The 17050-nt window shown below is 70.3% G+C and carries 14 protein-coding genes and 1 tRNA gene; 7 read left to right on the top strand and 8 right to left on the bottom strand.

Features of this window, described 5'->3' with window-relative positions; all coding sequences use genetic code 11:
- The first annotated feature begins 77 nt into the window (after positions 1-77).
- Positions 78-1607, top strand: a complete 1530-nt coding sequence (locus tag DFP88_RS00895) for an aldehyde dehydrogenase (NADP(+)) (protein WP_110812567.1) — start codon at positions 78-80, stop codon at positions 1605-1607.
- Positions 1608-1868: 261 nt separating this feature from the next.
- Positions 1869-2906 carry an Ldh family oxidoreductase gene (locus DFP88_RS00885; protein WP_110812565.1) on the top strand — a complete coding sequence of 346 codons (1038 nt, stop codon included), beginning with the start codon at positions 1869-1871 and terminating at the stop codon, positions 2904-2906.
- Positions 2907-3260: 354 nt separating this feature from the next.
- On the opposite strand, the gene DFP88_RS00880 is transcribed toward DFP88_RS00885, so the two are convergent.
- Positions 3261-3350: transfer RNA gene (locus tag DFP88_RS00880), tRNA-Ser, on the bottom strand.
- 249 nt (positions 3351-3599) lie between these two features.
- On the opposite strand from DFP88_RS00880, the gene DFP88_RS00875 reads away from it, so the two are divergent.
- On the top strand, positions 3600-4802 hold the full coding sequence (locus tag DFP88_RS00875; RefSeq protein ID WP_110812564.1) for an AI-2E family transporter: 1203 nt from the start codon (positions 3600-3602) through the stop codon (positions 4800-4802).
- A gap of 133 nt (positions 4803-4935) precedes the next feature.
- Here the strand turns inward: DFP88_RS00875 and DFP88_RS00870 are convergent, their stop codons facing one another.
- The 6 genes from DFP88_RS00870 to DFP88_RS00845 form a co-directional block, all read right to left on the bottom strand.
- A complete protein-coding gene (locus DFP88_RS00870) occupies positions 4936-5970 on the bottom strand; it encodes a cysteine synthase A (RefSeq protein ID WP_110812563.1) in 1035 nt (344 codons plus the stop codon).
- Positions 5971-6054: 84 nt separating this feature from the next.
- Positions 6055-7158 (bottom strand): NUDIX domain-containing protein, encoded by a 1104-nt coding sequence (locus DFP88_RS00865; RefSeq protein ID WP_181418528.1) that lies wholly within the window; start codon positions 7156-7158, stop codon positions 6055-6057.
- Positions 7159-7183: 25 nt separating this feature from the next.
- Positions 7184-7627: a TrgA family protein gene (locus DFP88_RS00860; protein WP_110812561.1), complete on the bottom strand. Its 444-nt coding sequence runs from the start codon at positions 7625-7627 to the stop codon at positions 7184-7186.
- A 38-nt stretch (positions 7628-7665) separates the two neighbouring features.
- Entirely contained in the window at positions 7666-8880 is a 1215-nt protein-coding gene (locus DFP88_RS00855; protein WP_110812560.1) for an SAM-dependent methyltransferase, read from the bottom strand.
- A gap of 4 nt (positions 8881-8884) precedes the next feature.
- Complete coding sequence (locus DFP88_RS00850; protein WP_110812559.1) at positions 8885-10324, bottom strand: cryptochrome/photolyase family protein; 1440 nt, start codon at positions 10322-10324, stop codon at positions 8885-8887.
- Between the two features lie 30 nt (positions 10325-10354).
- Complete coding sequence (locus tag DFP88_RS00845; protein ID WP_245904621.1) at positions 10355-11878, bottom strand: NAD(P)H-hydrate epimerase; 1524 nt, start codon at positions 11876-11878, stop codon at positions 10355-10357.
- A gap of 160 nt (positions 11879-12038) precedes the next feature.
- Here DFP88_RS00845 and DFP88_RS00840 point away from each other — a divergent pair, with 160 nt between their 5' ends.
- The 3 genes from DFP88_RS00840 to DFP88_RS00830 all read left to right on the top strand — a co-directional run bounded on the left by DFP88_RS00840 (position 12039) and on the right by DFP88_RS00830 (position 15185).
- Positions 12039-12377 carry a P-II family nitrogen regulator gene (locus tag DFP88_RS00840; protein ID WP_110812558.1) on the top strand — a complete coding sequence of 113 codons (339 nt, stop codon included), beginning with the start codon at positions 12039-12041 and terminating at the stop codon, positions 12375-12377.
- 45 nt (positions 12378-12422) lie between these two features.
- Complete coding sequence (gene glnA, locus DFP88_RS00835) at positions 12423-13826, top strand: type I glutamate--ammonia ligase (RefSeq protein ID WP_110812557.1); 1404 nt, start codon at positions 12423-12425, stop codon at positions 13824-13826.
- 249 nt (positions 13827-14075) lie between these two features.
- Positions 14076-15185, top strand: a complete 1110-nt coding sequence (locus tag DFP88_RS00830; protein WP_110812556.1) for a hypothetical protein — start codon at positions 14076-14078, stop codon at positions 15183-15185.
- Between the two features lie 22 nt (positions 15186-15207).
- On the opposite strand, the gene DFP88_RS00825 is transcribed toward DFP88_RS00830, so the two are convergent.
- Positions 15208-15630 (bottom strand): DUF6314 family protein, encoded by a 423-nt coding sequence (locus DFP88_RS00825; protein WP_110812555.1) that lies wholly within the window; start codon positions 15628-15630, stop codon positions 15208-15210.
- Positions 15631-15727: 97 nt separating this feature from the next.
- On the opposite strand from DFP88_RS00825, the gene purB reads away from it, so the two are divergent.
- Positions 15728-17032, top strand: a complete 1305-nt coding sequence (purB, locus tag DFP88_RS00820; RefSeq protein ID WP_110812554.1) for an adenylosuccinate lyase — start codon at positions 15728-15730, stop codon at positions 17030-17032.
- Positions 17033-17050 lie beyond the last annotated feature (18 nt).

Below are 17050 nucleotides of genomic sequence, written 5' to 3'. Positions count from 1 at the left end.
CCTGCAAACGCAAGCTGCCTCGCAAGAGGCGGCTTCCCTTTCCTCCGGGCTTCGGGCCCGACCTCAAGGAGGCGCATATGACCTTTGAACCCCATGGCAAGCACCTGATCGCCGGCACCTGGACCGCCGGTGAAACGACCTTCCGCTCCAAACCGGCGCATGGCCCTGCCCATGACTTCTCGGTCGGCACCCCGGCGCTGGTGGACCAGGCCGTCGAGGCCGCCGAAGAAGCCTTCTGGACCTACGCCTACACCAGTCGCGCCGAACGCGCCGCCTTCCTTGAGGCGATCGCGGACGAGATCGAGGCCCGGGGCGAGGCGATCACCCAGGTCGGCACGGAAGAAACCGGCCTGCCCGAAGGCCGCCTGCAGGGCGAGCGTGGCCGAACCACCGGCCAGCTGCGGATGTTCGCCAAGCACATCCTGGACGGCGCCTACCTCGATCGCCGCCACGATGCCGCCCTGCCCGACCGCGCCCCCGCGCCGCGTCCGGAGCTGCTGATGATGCAGCGCCCGATCGGCCCGGTGGCCGTCTTCGGCGCATCGAACTTCCCGCTCGCCTTCTCGACCGCCGGCGGCGACACCGCCAGCGCCCTGGCCGCGGGCTGCCCCGTCGTCGTCAAGGGCCATGGCGCGCATCCGGGCACCGCAGAGATCGTGGCCGAAGCGATCCACGCCGCCATCGAGAAGACCGGCATGCCCAAGGGTGTCTTCAGCCTGGTGCAGGGCGGTGATCGGCTGGTCGGCCAGGCCCTGGTGCAGCACCCGCTGATCAAGGCCGTGGGATTCACCGGCTCGCTTGGTGGTGGCCGCGCGCTGTTCGACCTCTGCGCACAACGCGCCGAGCCCATCCCCTTCTTCGGTGAGCTGGGCAGCGTGAACCCGATGTTCGTCCTGCCCGAGGCCGCGAAGGCCCGCGGCACGCAGCTGGGCCAGGGCTGGGCCGGATCGCTCTGCATGGGGGCCGGACAGTTCTGCACAAACCCCGGCATCGCCGTGGTCATCGAGGGTCCCGAGGCCGATGCAATGATCGACGCCGCCCGCGCCGCCCTCGCTGAAACCGGCAGCCAGGTCATGCTGACCGAGGGCATCGCGGGCGCCTACGCCGAGGGCGCGGCGCAGATCGCCGGCCAGTCCGGGGTCGAGGCGCTTCTGACCTCGGACCATGGCCCCCGCGAGGCACGGCCCTTCCTGTTCCGCGTCTCGGCCAAGGACTGGCTGAACAACCATTCCCTGACGGAAGAGGTCTTCGGGCCGCTCGGCCTGGTCGTCACCGTCAAGGACGAAGCCGAGATGCTGAAGGTCGCGAAAAGCTTCGAAGGCCAGCTGACCGCCACGGTGCAGATGGACGACGCCGACGCCGCGCAGGCCCGCCGCCTGCTGCCGGTGCTGGAGCGCAAGGCGGGCCGCGTGCTGGCCAACGGCTTCCCCACCGGGGTCGAGGTCTGCGACACCATGGTGCACGGCGGGCCCTACCCGGCTTCCACCAACTTCGGCGCCACCTCCGTGGGCACCATGGCGATCCGCCGCTTCCTGCGCCCTGTCTGCTACCAGAACCTGCCGGCGGCCCTGCTGCCCAAGGACCTGGAGGATATCGCTGCCGGATGAGCAGCACGCAGCCCCCGGGCCTCTCGCAGCAGCGTCCGGCCATGACCATGGCCGGGCGTTTGGTACAGGAGGCCCGGCTGGCGCGCGCCTGTCGCGCCGATGCAGCCTTCATCCCCGAGGCGGGCAGAACCGGGCGCGGCCTCGGCACGGCATCCCCCGTCCCCGCACCTGCGGCGCAGCAAGGCCAGCCTCTCCAGACCGCTTGGCAGAGGTGACCACCATCGCGGCACTCCGCCCCTGATCACTGCCAAGGAAGGCTCCATGTCCGAGATCCACCACATTCCCGTCGAGACCCTGCGCCAGCAGGTGACCGGGATCTTTCGAAATGCCGGCATGACCGCCGCCAATGCCGCCGCGGTGGCCGACGTGATCACGGACGCCGAACGCGACAGCTGCAAGTCGCACGGGATCTACCGGATCGAGGGCTGCTTGCGGGTGATCGCGGCCGGCCGCGCCAGTCCCGACGCAATCCCCCGTGTTCTGGAAGGCGATACGGCGATCATCGAGGTCGAGGCCAAGGGCGGATTCTCGAACCCGGCTTTCGAAGCCGCCCGTGCCACACTGGCAGCCCGCGCCCGAAAGCTGGGGCTGGCGGCGCTGGTGATCCGGGACTGCCTGCATTTCTCTGCGCTCTGGCATGATGTCGAGGTGCTTGCCGGCGAGGGATTGGCGGCCCTGTCCATGTGTCCAAGCTATGCCTTCGTCGCCCCCGCCGGCGGCACGAAGCCGTTGCTCGGCACCAATCCCATGGCTTTCGGCTGGCCCCGTCCCAAAGATCATCCCTATGTCTACGATTTCGCGACCAGCATGGTCGCCCGCGGTGAGATCGAGCTTCACCGTCAGGCCGGGAAACCGATCCCCGAAGGCTGGGCCATAGACGCAGAGGGCCACGCCACCACCGATCCCGAGGCCGCGCTTGCGGGGTCGATGCTGACCTTCGGCGGCCACAAGGGCTCGGCGATCTCCACGATGATCGAACTGCTGTCAGGGGCGATGCTGGGCGAGATCATGAGCAAGGAGGCGCTGGAGGCAACCGGCGGCAAGGCGGTCTTGCCGCGTCACGGCGCGCTGATCCTCGCCTTCTCGCCCGAGGTCTTTGCCAGGCGCAGCGGGCGCGACCCGCTGGCAGAGGGCGAACGTCTGCTGCAGGCTTTTAACCTGCAGGGCGCCCGTCTGCCGTCCCAACGCCGCTTCGCCGCCCGCGCCCTATCGCTCGAAAAGGGCGTCCCGCTGACAACGGCAGAGGTGGACCGGCTGGCTCATTTCCGCGAACACGGTCTCCGAGGACTGGAGACATGAGCGGCCTGGACCCATCCTGCCTCACAGGGCCCGATGGTGCTGCGGATAGGGGGTCGTTGCGCGAGGCGGTGAAGCACAGACCTCTCCTTTCCCCAGCCGCACTTACTCCGCGGGTCATGTGACAGGTACGCCGAGCGCGGCGTAGCCGTTGAGGACGGCGGCGCGACCTGCGCTGGTCCGTGCCGCAAGAAGGGGACGTCGGAAGGCTAGACTCGCGGGGATCAGGCTCCCCCACGGGAGAGCTGCGAGTAGCGTGATGGGCAGCGGATCAAGCGGCGAGACTATCTGCCAAGGCTACCGATGAGCATCGCAAGGTATCGTCGAACGATACTCTAGGGCAAACTAGGGAAAAAATGGCGGAGCGACAGGGATTCGAACCCTGGAGACGGTCTCCCGCCTACACACTTTCCAGGCGTGCGCCTTCGACCACTCGGCCACCGCTCCGTTGCCGCGCTGCCTAGCCGGTTTGGGCGGGGCTTGGCAAGAGCGGGCGCGCGGGTTCCGTCACGGCGATGCGGTGGGGGCGATTGCGGCTGCCTGCCGATTGGGCAGGGCCTGCCGCCCCGGTGCGGCGGGGGCGGGTGGAGCCGGCCCTGCGCGTTGCGAAGCGGGGCCGCGGCGCGCATAGTGGGGACCGGGCAAGCAGCGCTGCCAGCCGACCGACCGACGCTCCAACGACCGCGATGGGGACCGATGACCGATCCGAGACCGCCCCACCCCAGCGACCGCGCCCCGTCGCTCCTCGCGCAGCCCGAGCGGATCCAGGCCGGCGCCCTGCTGCTGATCGCCGGGGCGATCGTGCTGTTCCTTCTGGTGCAGGCCCGCTTCGTGCTGATCAGCCTCGTGACCGCCGTGGTGATCTTCGCGCTGCTCTCGGATGCGATCAGCCTGATCGCTCGCGCCCGGATCGGGCCGCTGCGGATTCCGGCCTGGCTGGCTAGCGCCGCCGCCGTGCTCGCCGTTGCCGCGGCGCTGCTGACCGTCACCTCGGTCGTGCTGTCGCAGATCAACAGCGTCCTCGTCACCACGCTGGCCTATGCCGACCGCGCGCCCTCGGCGGTGGCGGCGCTGTTCTCCTGGTTCGGCGAAGAGGTGCAGGGCGCCGTCTACAACTCCGTCCGCACGGTCGAGGTCGGCGCCTGGCTGCGCACCATTGCCGGGCAGGCCAGCGGGCTGATGCAGGGCACGGTGCTGGTGATCCTCTTCGTCGGCTTCCTCTTCGCCGAACGGATCTGGTTCTCGACGAAGCTGACCAACCTGATCGGCGATCCGGTGCAGGCCCATCGGGTGGAGCGGATTTCGGCCTCGATCGTGCGGCGGATCAACCGCTACCTGCTGGTCAAGACCTTCGTCTCGGTGGTCACGGGGGCGATGATCTACATCGCCTCCAAGGCCTTCGGGCTGGAGCTGGCGCTGGCCCTTGGGGTGCTGGGCTGCATCCTGAACTACATCCCCAACCTCGGCTCGATCGTCGCGACCGGCCTCGTGACGCTGGTGGGCTACGTGCAGCTGGGCGATCCCGGCGCGACGGCGGCCCTCTTCATCGTCGTCTCGGTCATCCAGTTCTTCAACGGCAGCGTGCTCGACACCATGCTGATGGGGCGGACGCTGCGGCTGTCCTCCTTCGGGATCATCATCTTCCTCGCCTTCTGGGGCGCGGTCTGGGGCATCCCGGGGATGTTCCTGTCGGTGCCGATCATGGTGGCGCTGATGATCATCTGCTCAGAGGTGCCCTCGCTGCGGCCCATCGCCGTGCTGCTCTCGCGCGAGGGGCTGCCCCAGCCCGAGGTGCTGGAGGTCGAGGCCGCCGCCCGCGACCGGCAGCAGGCCGCCGCAGCGCGGGAGTCCGGTGCGCTGGGGGCGGAGGGTCCGGCCACGGTGCCCGCCGGCGAATAGGACGGCAGGCCCCTCGCCACACAGGGGCGTCAGGTCCCTCGCCCCGCACGGGCGGCCGGCTCCTCTCCCCGCACGGGCGGCCGGCTCCTCTCCCCGCAGGGGCGGCAGGCTCCTCGCCCGCCGCCCCTGCGCCTCAGGCGTCCTCGAAGACGCCGGGGATCGACGCGGGGCCGTCGCCCAGCCACCCGGGCACCGGAAGCCCCTTGTCTTTGAGGAAGGCGGGATTGAACAGCTTGGACTGGTAGCGGGTGCCGTAGTCGCACAGGATGGTGACGATGGTGTGCCCCGGCCCCATCTCGCGCGCCATGCGGATCGCACCGGCAAGATTGACCCCCGAGGAGCCGCCGAGGCAGAGCCCCTCGTCGCGCAGCAGGTCGAAGACCAGCGGCAGCGCCTCGCTGTCCGGGATGTTGTAGGCCATGTCGGGGGTAAAGCCCTCGAGGTTGGCGGTCACCCGCCCCTGCCCGATCCCCTCGGTGATCGAATTGCCCGAGGAGGCCAGCTCACCCTTGGTGTAGTAATCGAAGAGAGCCGAGCCGTCGGGATCGGCGATGCCGATCTTCACGCCCTTGGGCTGCAGCGCCATGCCGGTGCCGGCCAGCGTGCCGCCGGTGCCCACGGCGCAGATGAAGCCGTTCACGCGGCCCTCGGTCTGGTCCCAGATCTCCGGCCCCGTGCTGTCGATATGGGACTGGCGGTTGGCGATATTGTCGAACTGGTTGGCCCAGAGAACGCCTTCGGGCGTCGTCTCGGCCAGCTTCGCGGCCAGACGCTCGGAATAGCGGACGTAGTTGTTGGGGTTGCGGTAGGGAACCGCCGGAACCTGCACCAGCTCTGCCCCGGCAAGGCGCAGCATGTCCTTCTTTTCCTGGCTCTGCGTCTCGGGGATCACGATGACGGTCTTGAACCCCATCGAGGCGCCGACCAGCGCGAGGCCGATACCGGTATTGCCGGCGGTACCCTCGACGATGGTGCCGCCCGGCTTCAGCGCGCCGCGCGCGACCGCGTCGCGGATCATCCACAGCGCGGCGCGGTCCTTGACCGACTGGCCGGGATTCAGGAATTCGCACTTGCCCAGGATCTCGCAGCCCGTCGCCTCGGAGGCCGCCTTCAGCCGGATCAGCGGCGTGTTGCCCACCGCATCGGCAAGGTCGCTCTTGATGTCCATGTCAGGCCCTTTCGCTTCTCGGGCCCAGCCTTAGAAGCCGCGCCCCGCCATCACAAGCCGCGCCCCCGCCCGCGCGTTCCGCCGTCAACCCGCCGCCGTGTCCCGGTGCCGCTGCAGCCAGAGCAGCATGGCGATGGTCGGGGTCACGTTGATCTCTCCGGTGCCGATCAGCGCCACAGCCTCGTCCAGCGGCAGGACATGCAAGCGCAGGTCCTCGGCCTCTTCGGCGAGGCCGCCGGAATAGCTGTCGTCGTCGGGCAGGTCGGCATGGCCGAGGTAGCAGTAGTAGTGGTCGGTCGAATTGCCGGGCGAGGCATAGCTGTGGAACATCAGCTCGAGACCGGTCAGGGTCAGCCGCGCCTCTTCCAGCGCCTCGCGGCGCGCGGCCTCCGCCGGCTCTTCACCCGGATCGACGATGCCGGCGACCGGCTCGAGGCACCAGGGGTTCGGATCGCCGCGCCGGGCGGGGCCGGTACGAAACTGCTCGACCAGCAGCACGCGGTCGCGGGCGCGGTCCCAGGGCAGCACCAGCGCGGCATCGACGCCGACGAAGACCTCGCGCAGCAGCCCCTCCTCGCGCCCGCCGTCGAAGCGGCGATGCGCGGCCACCATCCGGTCGTACTTGAAAAAACCGCCCGTCAGCGGCTCGGCATGGCCCAGCGCGAAGGCGCCCGCGGGGGGCGAGAGGCGGCATGTCGCGGGCGCGGTCTCGCGCGCCGCGCGCAGCCCGGCCTCGGCCCGGCCGCTGCGCATCACGGCCTGCCGCCGCTGCAGCGCCGGCTCCAGCGGCGGGGCGTGCCCGGCAAGCTCGGCCGCCTCGCGCAGCGCGCGGGGCGCGTCATCGGCCAGCCACTGCGCCCGCGAAAAGGGCTGCGCCCCCGGCCCGGACGGGGGCCGGGACCAGAGCGCGGCCTCCCGCTCGGAGCCGTCGGGCAGGCGCAGGACGGCCTGCGCGGGCGAAAGGTCGAGCCCCTCGAGATAGGCCTCCAGCCGCGCCAGGGCGGCGGGCCCGGGCTCCAGCAACAGCCCTTCGACCGCGGCCTGCGGATCGGGCTGCAGGGCGGGATACCCCTCGGACTGCAGCAGGGCGTAACCGGGAAGGACCGCCTCCTGCGCGCCCGGCAGTGCCTCGGCCAGGAGGGTCTCGGCCAGCGGCAGGTGCCGGAGCGGGCCATAGAGAAAGATCACGGCATCGTCCTTTCGTGCAAGCGCATCACCGCCACCAGCGCCGGGCAAGGCCGGTCACCAGCCCGGTCAGCAGCGCCCAGGCCAGCAGCAGGCCCAGCGCCCGCGGCGCCAGCAGCGGCCCTGCCATCTCGCCCATCAGCCGGACCGCGGCCTCCAGCGCCTCGAGCGGCGTGTCGTAGCGCCCGCGCAGGCTGAGCGCGCCCATCAGCAGGGTGGCGCAGGTCAGAAGCATCCAGAAGACGAGGACCGCCACCAGTGTCAGCCCCTGCCCCGCCCAGGCCAGCAGGCCGCGTGCCGGGTGACGCCCCAGGCGCCAGCCGACGACCAGGCCCAGGCCACCCCCGATCCAGGGCGCGGCCTGCGGCGCCATCCGGACCGAGGCCGGCAAGACGGGAGAGATCCATCCGGCGATTTCCCAGCCCAGCGCCCCGAGCATCAGGGCCGCGACAAGACGGGCGGCTGTCGGCAAGGGCGGCCTCCTGCGGTGGGCTCGGGCGGGACATGGCCCTAGGCGGGACGGGCCAGGGTGATCTGCGTCACGTCGCAGTTACCCCCCGAAAAGGCGCCCGCGCAAGCGCAGAGGTAGAGGTCCCACATCCGGCGGAAGCGCTGGTCGAAGCCCTGCGCCGCGACCTCGTCGCGCCGGGCCTCGAAGCGGTCATACCAGTGCCGCAGCGTGCGGCTGTAGCTTTCGCCGAACTCGATGCTCCGTACGAGGCCGAGCCCGGCGCTCGCCGCCTGCGCCCGCAGCACCGAGGGCGAGGGCAGCATGCCGCCCGGGAAGATGTAGCGCTGGATGAAATCGACGCCGCCGCGATAGGCCTCCCAACGCTCCTCGGCGATGGTGATGACCTGCAGCGTGGCCTGGCGCCCCGGCTTCAGCCGCGCTTTGAGCGTCTCGAAATAGACGGGCCAGTAGCGCTCTCCCACCGCCTCGAACATCTCGATGCTGGCGATGCCGTCGTAATGGCCGCGCTCGTCGCGGTAGTCCTGCAGCTTCAGCGTCACGCGGTCCTGCAGCCCGGCGGCGGCGATGCGCGCGGCGGCGAAGTCATATTGCTCGCGGCTGATCGTCAGGCCCGTGACCCTGAGCCCGCGGGTGCCGGCGGCATGCTCGGCGAAGCCGCCCCAGCCGCAGCCGATCTCCAGCACGTGATCGCCGGGCTTGGCGCCCATCTCGTCGATGATGGAATCGTACTTGCGCCGCTGCGCCGCCTCGAGGCTTTGCGCGCCCTCGTCGAACAGCGCCGAGGAATAGGTCATCGTCTCGTCCAGCCACAGCTCGTAGAAGGCATTGCCGAGGTCGTAGTGCCGGGCGATGTTGCGCCGCGCCTGCCCCTTGCTGTTGCCCTGCAGGCGGAATCGCAGCCGCTCCCAGGCGCGCAGCAGCCGCTGGCCCGGAAACCCGTCGAGCGCGGCCTCCGCGCCATCCTGGATGAAGTCCATGAAGGCCATGAGGTCCGGCGTCGTCCAGCCGCCCTCGATATAGGCGTCGCAGAAGCCCAGATCGCCCTCGCGGATCAGCCGGGCGAAAAGGCCCGGATCATGGACCCTGATCTCGGCGAGGTGCCCCGGCTCGGCCCCCTCGGCCCGGAAGCGGCGCCCGTCGGGCAGAACGACGTCGAGGCGCCCGCGGGTGATCGCCCCGGCGCGGGAGAAGACGGCAGCGAAGTACCGCGGCAGGCCCTGCTGCCCCTGTGTCGTCGTCAAGATTTCGGTCATGCAGTCACCCGTCTTCGGAGCCCTGCTCTTCGCGGCGGCTGCGGTAGGCGTCAAGGGCCCGCTCCCGCCCCTCTCGCGTGCCGATCAGCGGCACCTGCGGATAGGCGTCCGTGGCGCTCATCCCCCAACTGCGCGGGATCGCGTCGAAATAGGCCAGCGCGCCCTTGGGCGGGTTCTCCTGCCCCTCGGCGATCCAGGCGCGGCGGTAGCGCCCCTCGGGGTCGAACTTGCTGGCCTGAGTCTCGGGGTTGAAGATGCGGAAGAAGGGGCTGGCATCGGCGCCGGAGCCCGCGACCCATTGCCAGTTCACGGCATTGGAGGCCTCGTCCCAGTCGATCAGGCAATCCTCGAACCAGGCGCGCCCGACGCGCCAGTCGGTCATCAGGTGCTTGGTCAGGTAGGAGGCCGAGATCATCCGCGCGCGATTGTGCATGGTGCCGGTGACGAACATTTCGCGCTGCGCGGCATCGACGACATCCATGCCGGTGCGGCCGCGGCGCCAGGCCTCGGCCTGCGGTCCGCCATCGGCCCAGGGAAACCCGTCCCACTCGCTGCGCCAGTTCGTCGTCGCCATGTCCGGCGCATGGGCCATCAGGTGCCAGGCGAAATCGCGCCAGACCAGCTCGCGGCGAAAGGCCTCCGCCCCCCGGCCCGAAGCCCCGCCTTCGTGCAGGGCGCGGGAGGCCGCGTGCCAGCAGGCGCGGGGCGAGACCTCGCCATAGGTCAGATTCTCGGACAGGCCGGAGGTCGCCCTGTCGGCCAGCCGGTCACGCGCCTCGGTGTAATCGTCCAGCCGGCCGAGGAAGGCCTCGAGCCGGTCCTGCGCCGCCGCCTCGCCGGCATGGCAATGGGGTTGCACCACCGCCGCGCCCTGCCGCATCGCCGCGCCCAGCGCCCAGTCCTGCAGATCGTCGCTGGCGGGCCAGGCCTCGGGCGCGGGCAGTCGCGCCGGCTCGGGCAGGAGGGCGCCGGGATCGCGCTGGCGCAGGGCCTTCCAGAAGGGGGTGAAGACCTTGTAGCTGCCCCCCGTCGTCGTGCGCGCCGCCTCGGGCGGATGCAGCGTGTGACCGTCGTGCAGGGTAAAGGCGATCCCGCGCGCCGTCAGCGCATCGGAGACGGCGGCGTCATTGGCCCTGTCGCGCGGGCCATGCAGCCGCCCGGCGTGGACGGCTTTCGCGCCGAGCTCCTCGGCCAGCGCGGGCAGGATCTCCTCCGCCTTGCCGCGCCGCAGGATCAGCCGGCTTCCCCGCTGCTCGAGCGCCTGCGACAGCGCCTCGACCGAGAGGCCGCGGCGAAAGCGGGGGGCCGCCCCCTCCCCCTCCAGCACGGCATCGCAGAGAAAGACCGGAACGACGGGGCCGCCGGAAGAGGCCGCCGCCGTCAGCGCGGCATTATCGGCCAGCCGCAGATCGCGGCGAAACCACATGAGTACGGGAGATGTCATGCCGGGCAAGCTAGCGCGGCGCCGGGCCGGTCAAGACGGCTGCGCGGCGCGGGTCATCCCGCGCAGCACCGCCGGCAGGGCCTCGGGCAGATCCTCGGCGATCAGGCCCGGGCCCACCTCCAGCGCGCAGCTGACGTGCAGGTAGGCGGCGGCGGCGGCAGCCTCCAGCGGCGGCAGACCGCGCGCCAGAAGGCCGCAGGCGAAACCGGCCAGCGTGTCGCCCGCCCCCGCCGTCGCCAGCCAGGGCGCGGCCCGCTGGTAGACCCCGGCATGGACCCGCACCGCGCCCGACGGATCGGCGATCACCGTGTCCGGCCCTTTGAGGAGCACGGTGCACCCCGCCTCGCTTGCGGCCTGCCGCGCGGCATCGATGCGCGAGACGGCTGGCCCGGTGGTTGCAGGGGCCACCAGCCGCTCGTGGATCTGCGGAAAGAGGCGCTTGAACTCGCCCTCGTGCGGGGTCAGCAGGCAGCCGGGATGCAGCGCCGCCATCAGCCCCGCGTCCTGCGAGATCAGCGTCAGCGCATCCCCGTCGAGGACCGCCCGCCGCCCGGAGGCCAGCGCGGCGGCGGTGAGCGCCGCCTCCCGCCCCCAGGTGCCGAGGCCGGGGCCAAGGCAGAGGGCGTTCAGACGCGCATCCTCCAGCATGGCGCGCAGCGCATCGGCATCCTTCAGCGGGCGCAGCATCACCGCGTCCAACTGCGCGGCATTCTCGATGACGGCGGCGGGCGGACAGCCCAGCGTCACCAGCCCCGCGCCGATGCGCAGCGCCCCGCGCGCCGCCATCCGCGCCGCGCCGCCGCGCCCGACCCCGCCCGAGAGCACCAGCGCATGGCCGTAGTCGAACTTGTGGCCGCCGCGCTTCTCGATCTCCGGCGCCGCGACCAGCCGCGCCGCGCTCTCGGCGGGCGGCAGACCGATATCGCAGACCCGCAGGCTGCCGCAGTGGGCCGGTCCCTCGGCAAGGACATGGCCCGGCTTTGCGGTATGGAAGCTGACCGTCAGATCCGCCGAGACCGCCTGCCCCAGCACGCGCCCGCTGTCGGCATCGAGGCCCGAGGGCGTGTCGATCGCCAGCACGAAGGGCGGCGCCTCCGCCGCCCGCCGCCGGGCAAGCGCCTGCACCACCGGCAGATCCAGCGCCCGGGTGAGGCCGGTGCCGAAGAGCGCGTCGACGATCACCGCCGCCTCCGTCCCGGCGACGGCCTCTGCCGCCTCGTCCATCGGGCGGACGGGGCCCAGCGCCTCCCAGCGGGTGCGGGCCGTGGCGGCATCGCCGCCCCCCCCGCCCATGGCATGGACCGTCACTCTCCAGCCCCGCTCCGCCAGCAGCCGCGCCACGACGAATCCGTCTCCGCCGTTGTTGCCCGGCCCGCAGAGAACCAGCGCGCGCCCCTGCGCCTCTGGCCCCAGCCGCGCGAGCAGCGCCTCGACCGCGCCGGCGCCCGCCCGCTCCATCAGGTCAAGCCCGGTGACGGCGCCGCCGGCCATCGCCGCGGCCTCCGCCTCGCGCATTTCGGCGGCGGTCAGAAGCGGCAGCGGAAGCAGGGTCATGGTGTTTCCTTCGTGCTCATTTCTTGGGCTACTATCCCGACTTTTAATCATATGCCCATCATTCACGCCCGGGATCTTGCCAAGCCCGGCGGCTTGAATTGAGGTGCCCGAAGCGCCGTGATCTTAGGCGCAGGGAGCCGCGAAGAGGGAGCAGGACGCAATGAAAAAGATCGAGGCGATCATCAAGCCGTTCAAGCTCGACGAGGTGAAGGAGGCCCTGCAGGAAGTTGGCGTGCAGGGACTTTCGGTGGTCGAGGTCAAGGGCTTCGGCCGTCAGAAGGGCCATACCGAGCTCTATCGCGGCGCTGAATACGTCGTCGATTTCCTGCCCAAGGTGAAGATCGAGGTGGTCCTGCCGGACGACCAGCTGGAGCGTGCCATCGCCGCCATCGCCGATGCCGCCCGCACCGAGAAGATCGGCGACGGCAAGATCTTCGTCAGCACCGTCGAGCAGGCCATCCGCATCCGGACCGGCGAGTTCGGCGACGACGCCATCTAAGCTCCGGCGAAGGTCCGGACACAACACGAAGGAAATAGTGACATCATGAGCACAGACGTCCTGAAGATGATCAAGAACGAGGAAGTCGAATACGTCGACATCCGGTTCACCGATCCGCGCGGCAAGCTGCAGCACGTTACCGTCATGGCCGATCAGGTCGACGAGGACTTCTTCGAGGAAGGCTTCATGTTCGACGGCTCGTCGATCGCCGGCTGGAAGTCGATCGACCAGTCCGACATGAAGCTGATGCCCGACGGCGACAGCGCCTACATCGATCCCTTCTACGCCGAGAAGACGATCTGCCTGCACTGCACCGTGGTCGAGCCCGACACCGGCGAAATCTACGACCGCGACCCGCGCGGAACCGCCGTGCGCGCCGAGGAGTACCTCAAGGCCAGCGGCATCGGCGACACCGCCTTCATGGGCCCCGAGGCCGAGTTCTTCATCTTCGACGACGTCCGCTACTCCGTCTCGATGAACAAGGTCAGCTTCCAGGTCGATGCCATCGACGGCGCCTGGAACACCGATACCGAGTACGAGATCGGCAACACCGGCCACCGGCCCGGCGTCAAGGGCGGCTACTTCCCGGTCAACCCGGTCGACGACGCGCAGGACATGCGCTCCGAGATGCTGTCGACGATGAAGCGCATCGGCATGAAGGTCGACAAGCACCACCACGAGGTTGCCAGCGCGCAGCACGAGCTGGGCATGATCTTCGGCACGCTGACCAAGCAGGCCGACGACATCCAGAAGTACAAGTACGTCATCCACAACGTGGCGCAGGCCTACGGCAAGTCGGCGACCTTCATGCCCAAGCCGATCTCGGGCGACAACGGCACCGGCATGCACGTCAACATGTCGGTCTGGAAGGACGGCCAGCCGCTCTTCGCAGGCGACAAGTATGCCGACCTCTCCCAGGAAGCGCTGTGGTTCATCGGCGGCATCCTGAAGCACGCCAAGGCGCTGAACGCGATCACCAACCCCACGACCAACAGCTACAAGCGTCTGATCCCGGGCTTCGAGGCACCGGTGCTGCGCGCCTACTCGGCCCGCAACCGCTCGGGCTGCGTGCGTATTCCGTGGGCCGAAAGCCCCAAGGCCAAGCGCATCGAAGCCCGCTTCCCCGATCCCTCGGCGAACCCCTACCTGTGCTTCTCGGCGCTGCTGATGGCCGGTCTCGACGGCATCAAGAACAAGATCGATCCCGGCCCCTCCTCGGACAAGGACCTCTACGACCTGCCGCCCGAAGAGCTGGCGCAGATCCCGACCGTCTGCGGCAGCCTGCGCGAGGCGCTGGAAGAGCTTGAGAAGGACCACGAGTTCCTTCTGGCCGGGGACGTCTTCACCCGCGACCAGCTGATGGGCTACATGGAGCTGAAGTGGGAAGAGGTCTATGCCTACGAGCATTGCCCGCACCCCATCGAGTACAAGCTGTACTACAGCTGCTGAACCTGCCGGACGGCGCGGCCCGCGGGGGCCGCGCGACCCGGTCGAGGGGCGCCTTCGGGCGTCCCTCCTGCCTTTGATCGCTGTCCTCCGCAGCGCCGACCCCGCCCCAGCAAAGCCCGACACCCTCGCCCATTGCGGCGAAATGATGGCGCGCGGATTGTAGTTTGCCTTCAATTGACCTCAGTTCGACCTAGGCCGGGTCACAGACTCAGTGGCGTATAGTTGGTGCACCAACGATCGGAGGTCGGTATGTCTGGACAGAGCACGAGCACCGTCGCCCAACTGCTGTATCGCAGCGCCCCCGCGCTGGATTTCGGCCGTCTGGTGAGCGATCTGGAACTTGCCCTGCACGACGGCCCCTCCACGAAATGCGAGCTGACCTGGGATTACGAGGACACCGCCGTCTTCGATCTGTCGGGCGCGCGCATCCTGCTGGCCCTGTCCCCCGACCTTCGCGGCGCCTACGACACCTGCCTGACGATCAGCGTCGGAAGCCCCCAGCTTGGCGAGGGCGAACTCGGCGGCCTGGCGATGCGCCAGGGCGCTCTGGCCCGGCTGATCGCCGACCGCGTCAGCGGCCGCTACCCCTCCGACCGGATCATCTGGAAGCAGCTCGCCGGCCCCGCCTCGCCCGACCTCATCGACGAGCTCGTCGAGGCGCTGGAGGCGGCGCAGCCCTCCAACTCGGGCTTCGGACCCTCCGCCGTCGACGAGTTCGACCGGCTGCTTCAACGCTACGACGACACGGCCAAGCCGGCGGAGTCCAAGGCGCGGCGCGCCAAGCCCCGCGTTCAGGCCGCGCCCCGCCCCGCCGCTGGCGGTGAGAACATCTTCATCGACCGCAAGCCGCAGCAGCCCGCGACGCCCCCCGAGGACGCGGACATCGATTGGGAGGCGCTGCGCGCCGCGACCGGATCGGCCCAACAGGCCGAACGCGGCGCCGAAGCCGCTCCCGACGCGGATCAGGCGAAGCCGGCCAACCGCGCCGCTGGGGCGCCCCGCGCCGAGGCCGAGGCTCCGGCCGGTGGCAAGGACAAGCCCCGCGTCCGCCCGGCACGGCCGGTCCCGGCCTCAGAGATCCTCGCGGCGCGCAGCCGGCGGGCCACCGCCAGCCCCGCGAACGCCAGTCCCGCGAACGACACGCCGGACATGCCGCGCCCGATGCATCCCGAAATCGCACGGGTGAACGCGGCGCTGGAGGCCGCGACCCCGACCGGCGGCGTGCGCAGCACCCAGCCGGGCGAGCGGAGCCGGACGCAGACCGTGCTGATGCGGATCTCGGCCCTGGCCGTCTCGGGGCTGTGCATCCTGACGACGCTGTCGAACGCCAACCAGATCTCCCTGCCGCTGGGCTTCTGATGCCTGCGCTCCGGCGCCCCGCTCAGGGGCGCCGGTAGCGGCTTGCGATCACCTGCGCCTTGTTCGGCCCGGTCACCGCCCATCCCAGCCACCAGACCTCCGGCCCCTGCAGCGTCAGGCGCGGCCGGTAGAGGTCGTTGCCGCAGGGATGCGGCGTCGCCGTGCCCTGCCCCAGATCGAAGGTGAAGAAGGCGCGCCCGTCCTCGAAAGTCACCTCCACCGCGTGCCCCCGCGGCTGCCAGATCAGGCGCCGCTCGGCCGGCAGGACGGGGCCGCCGCGCAGGGAAAGCTGCCCCGCCTCGCGGTACAGCAGCCGGCCGCTGCCCGCCGGCTCGAGCCAAGCGCGGCCCTCGAGGCGCGCGATCAGCGTCAGACCCCCGGCCCCCTTCTGCGCCACGCGGCGGCGCAACAGCCAGTCCCCGCCGAAGCGTGCCTCGATGTCCATGGTGCCGCCCCCTGACCCGCGCGCCTCCGGGCCTTGTCCCCCGGGGCACCGCCACTTAAGACCCTGCGCGAAAACAGGCAACGGGAGGCCCCCGCCGATGATCGAACGTTACGCCCGCCCCGAGATGGTCGAGATCTGGTCGGCGCGGACCAAGTACCGCATCTGGTACGAGATCGAGGCCCATGCCTGCGATGCTCAGGCCGAGCTGGGCGTGATCCCGAAGGAGGCCGCCGAGGCCGTCTGGAAGGCGAAGGACGCGGAGTTCGACGTCGCCCGCATCGACGAGATCGAGTCCGTCACCAAGCACGACGTCATCGCCTTCCTGACCCACCTCGCGGAGTTCATCGGCGACGGGCAGGCGCGCTTCGTGCACCAGGGGATGACCAGCTCGGACGTGCTGGACACCACGCTGAACGTGCAGCTGACCCGCGCCGCCGACCTGCTGATCGCGGATGTGGAGCGGCTGATGGAGGCGCTGAAGACCCGCGCCTACGAGCACAAGGACACGGTGCGCATCGGTCGCAGCCACGGCATCCATGCCGAGCCGACGACGATGGGCCTGACCTTCGCGCGCTTCTACGCCGAATGGGATCGCAACCTCGCCCGGCTGAAGGCCGCGCGCGCCGAGGTGGCGACGGGCGCGATCTCGGGCGCCGTCGGCACCTTCGCCAATATCGACCCGGCGGTCGAAGAGCATGTCTGCGCCGCCATGGGCCTGGCGCCCGAGCCGATCAGCACGCAGGTCATCCCGCGCGACCGGCACGCGATGTTCTTCGCCACGCTGGGCGTCCTTGCCAGCTCGATCGAGAACATCGCCACCGAGATCCGGCACATGCAGCGCACCGAGGTTCTCGAGGCGGAAGAGTTCTTCTCCAAGGGGCAGAAGGGCTCCTCGGCGATGCCGCACAAGCGCAACCCGGTCCTGACCGAGAACCTGACCGGCCTCGCCCGGCTGGTCCGCTCTGCCGTGACACCCGCGCTCGAGAACGTGGCGCTCTGGCACGAGCGCGACATCTCGCATTCCTCGGTGGAGCGGGGGATCGGGCCGGATGCGACCGTGCACCTCGATTTCGCGCTGAGCCGGCTGGCCGGCGTCGTCGAGAAGCTGGTCGTCTACCCCGAGACGATGGAGAAGAACCTGCACAAGTTCCGCGGCCTCGTGATGAGCCAGCGCGTGCTGCTGGCGCTGACGCAGGCCGGCGTCAGCCGCGAGGATGCCTACACGCTGGTGCAGCGCAACGCGATGAAGGTCTGGGAACAGGGCGCCGACTTCCGTACCGAGCTGCTCGCCGATCCGGAGGTGACCGCCGCGCTCAGCCCCCAGCAGATCGAGGAGAAGTTCGACCTCGGCTATCACACCAAGCAGGTCGACCGCATCTTCGCCCGCGTCTTCGGCGCGTAGCATGGCACGGGCGGCGCC

This window comes from Pseudoroseicyclus aestuarii (assembly GCF_003217255.1).
GTDB classification, from domain to species: domain Bacteria; phylum Pseudomonadota; class Alphaproteobacteria; order Rhodobacterales; family Rhodobacteraceae; genus Pseudoroseicyclus; species Pseudoroseicyclus aestuarii.
Note: the sequence above shows the minus strand (reverse complement) of the source record. Positions and strands in the feature narration are given on the sequence as shown.

Coding starts and splice junctions, on each gene's coding strand:
- glnA (WP_110812557.1), top strand. CDS start 12,423: ATGAGCACAGACGTCCTGAAGATGATCAAGAACGAGGAAGTCGAATAC.
- DFP88_RS00875 (WP_110812564.1), top strand. CDS start 3,600: ATGACCGATCCGAGACCGCCCCACCCCAGCGACCGCGCCCCGTCGCTC.
- DFP88_RS00850 (WP_110812559.1), bottom strand. CDS start 10,324: ATGACATCTCCCGTACTCATGTGGTTTCGCCGCGATCTGCGGCTGGCC.
- DFP88_RS00825 (WP_110812555.1), bottom strand. CDS start 15,630: ATGGACATCGAGGCACGCTTCGGCGGGGACTGGCTGTTGCGCCGCCGC.
- DFP88_RS00855 (WP_110812560.1), bottom strand. CDS start 8,880: ATGACCGAAATCTTGACGACGACACAGGGGCAGCAGGGCCTGCCGCGG.
- DFP88_RS00870 (WP_110812563.1), bottom strand. CDS start 5,970: ATGGACATCAAGAGCGACCTTGCCGATGCGGTGGGCAACACGCCGCTG.
- DFP88_RS00830 (WP_110812556.1), top strand. CDS start 14,076: ATGTCTGGACAGAGCACGAGCACCGTCGCCCAACTGCTGTATCGCAGC.
- DFP88_RS00840 (WP_110812558.1), top strand. CDS start 12,039: ATGAAAAAGATCGAGGCGATCATCAAGCCGTTCAAGCTCGACGAGGTG.
- DFP88_RS00885 (WP_110812565.1), top strand. CDS start 1,869: ATGTCCGAGATCCACCACATTCCCGTCGAGACCCTGCGCCAGCAGGTG.
- purB (WP_110812554.1), top strand. CDS start 15,728: ATGATCGAACGTTACGCCCGCCCCGAGATGGTCGAGATCTGGTCGGCG.
- DFP88_RS00895 (WP_110812567.1), top strand. CDS start 78: ATGACCTTTGAACCCCATGGCAAGCACCTGATCGCCGGCACCTGGACC.
- DFP88_RS00845 (WP_245904621.1), bottom strand. CDS start 11,878: ATGACCCTGCTTCCGCTGCCGCTTCTGACCGCCGCCGAAATGCGCGAG.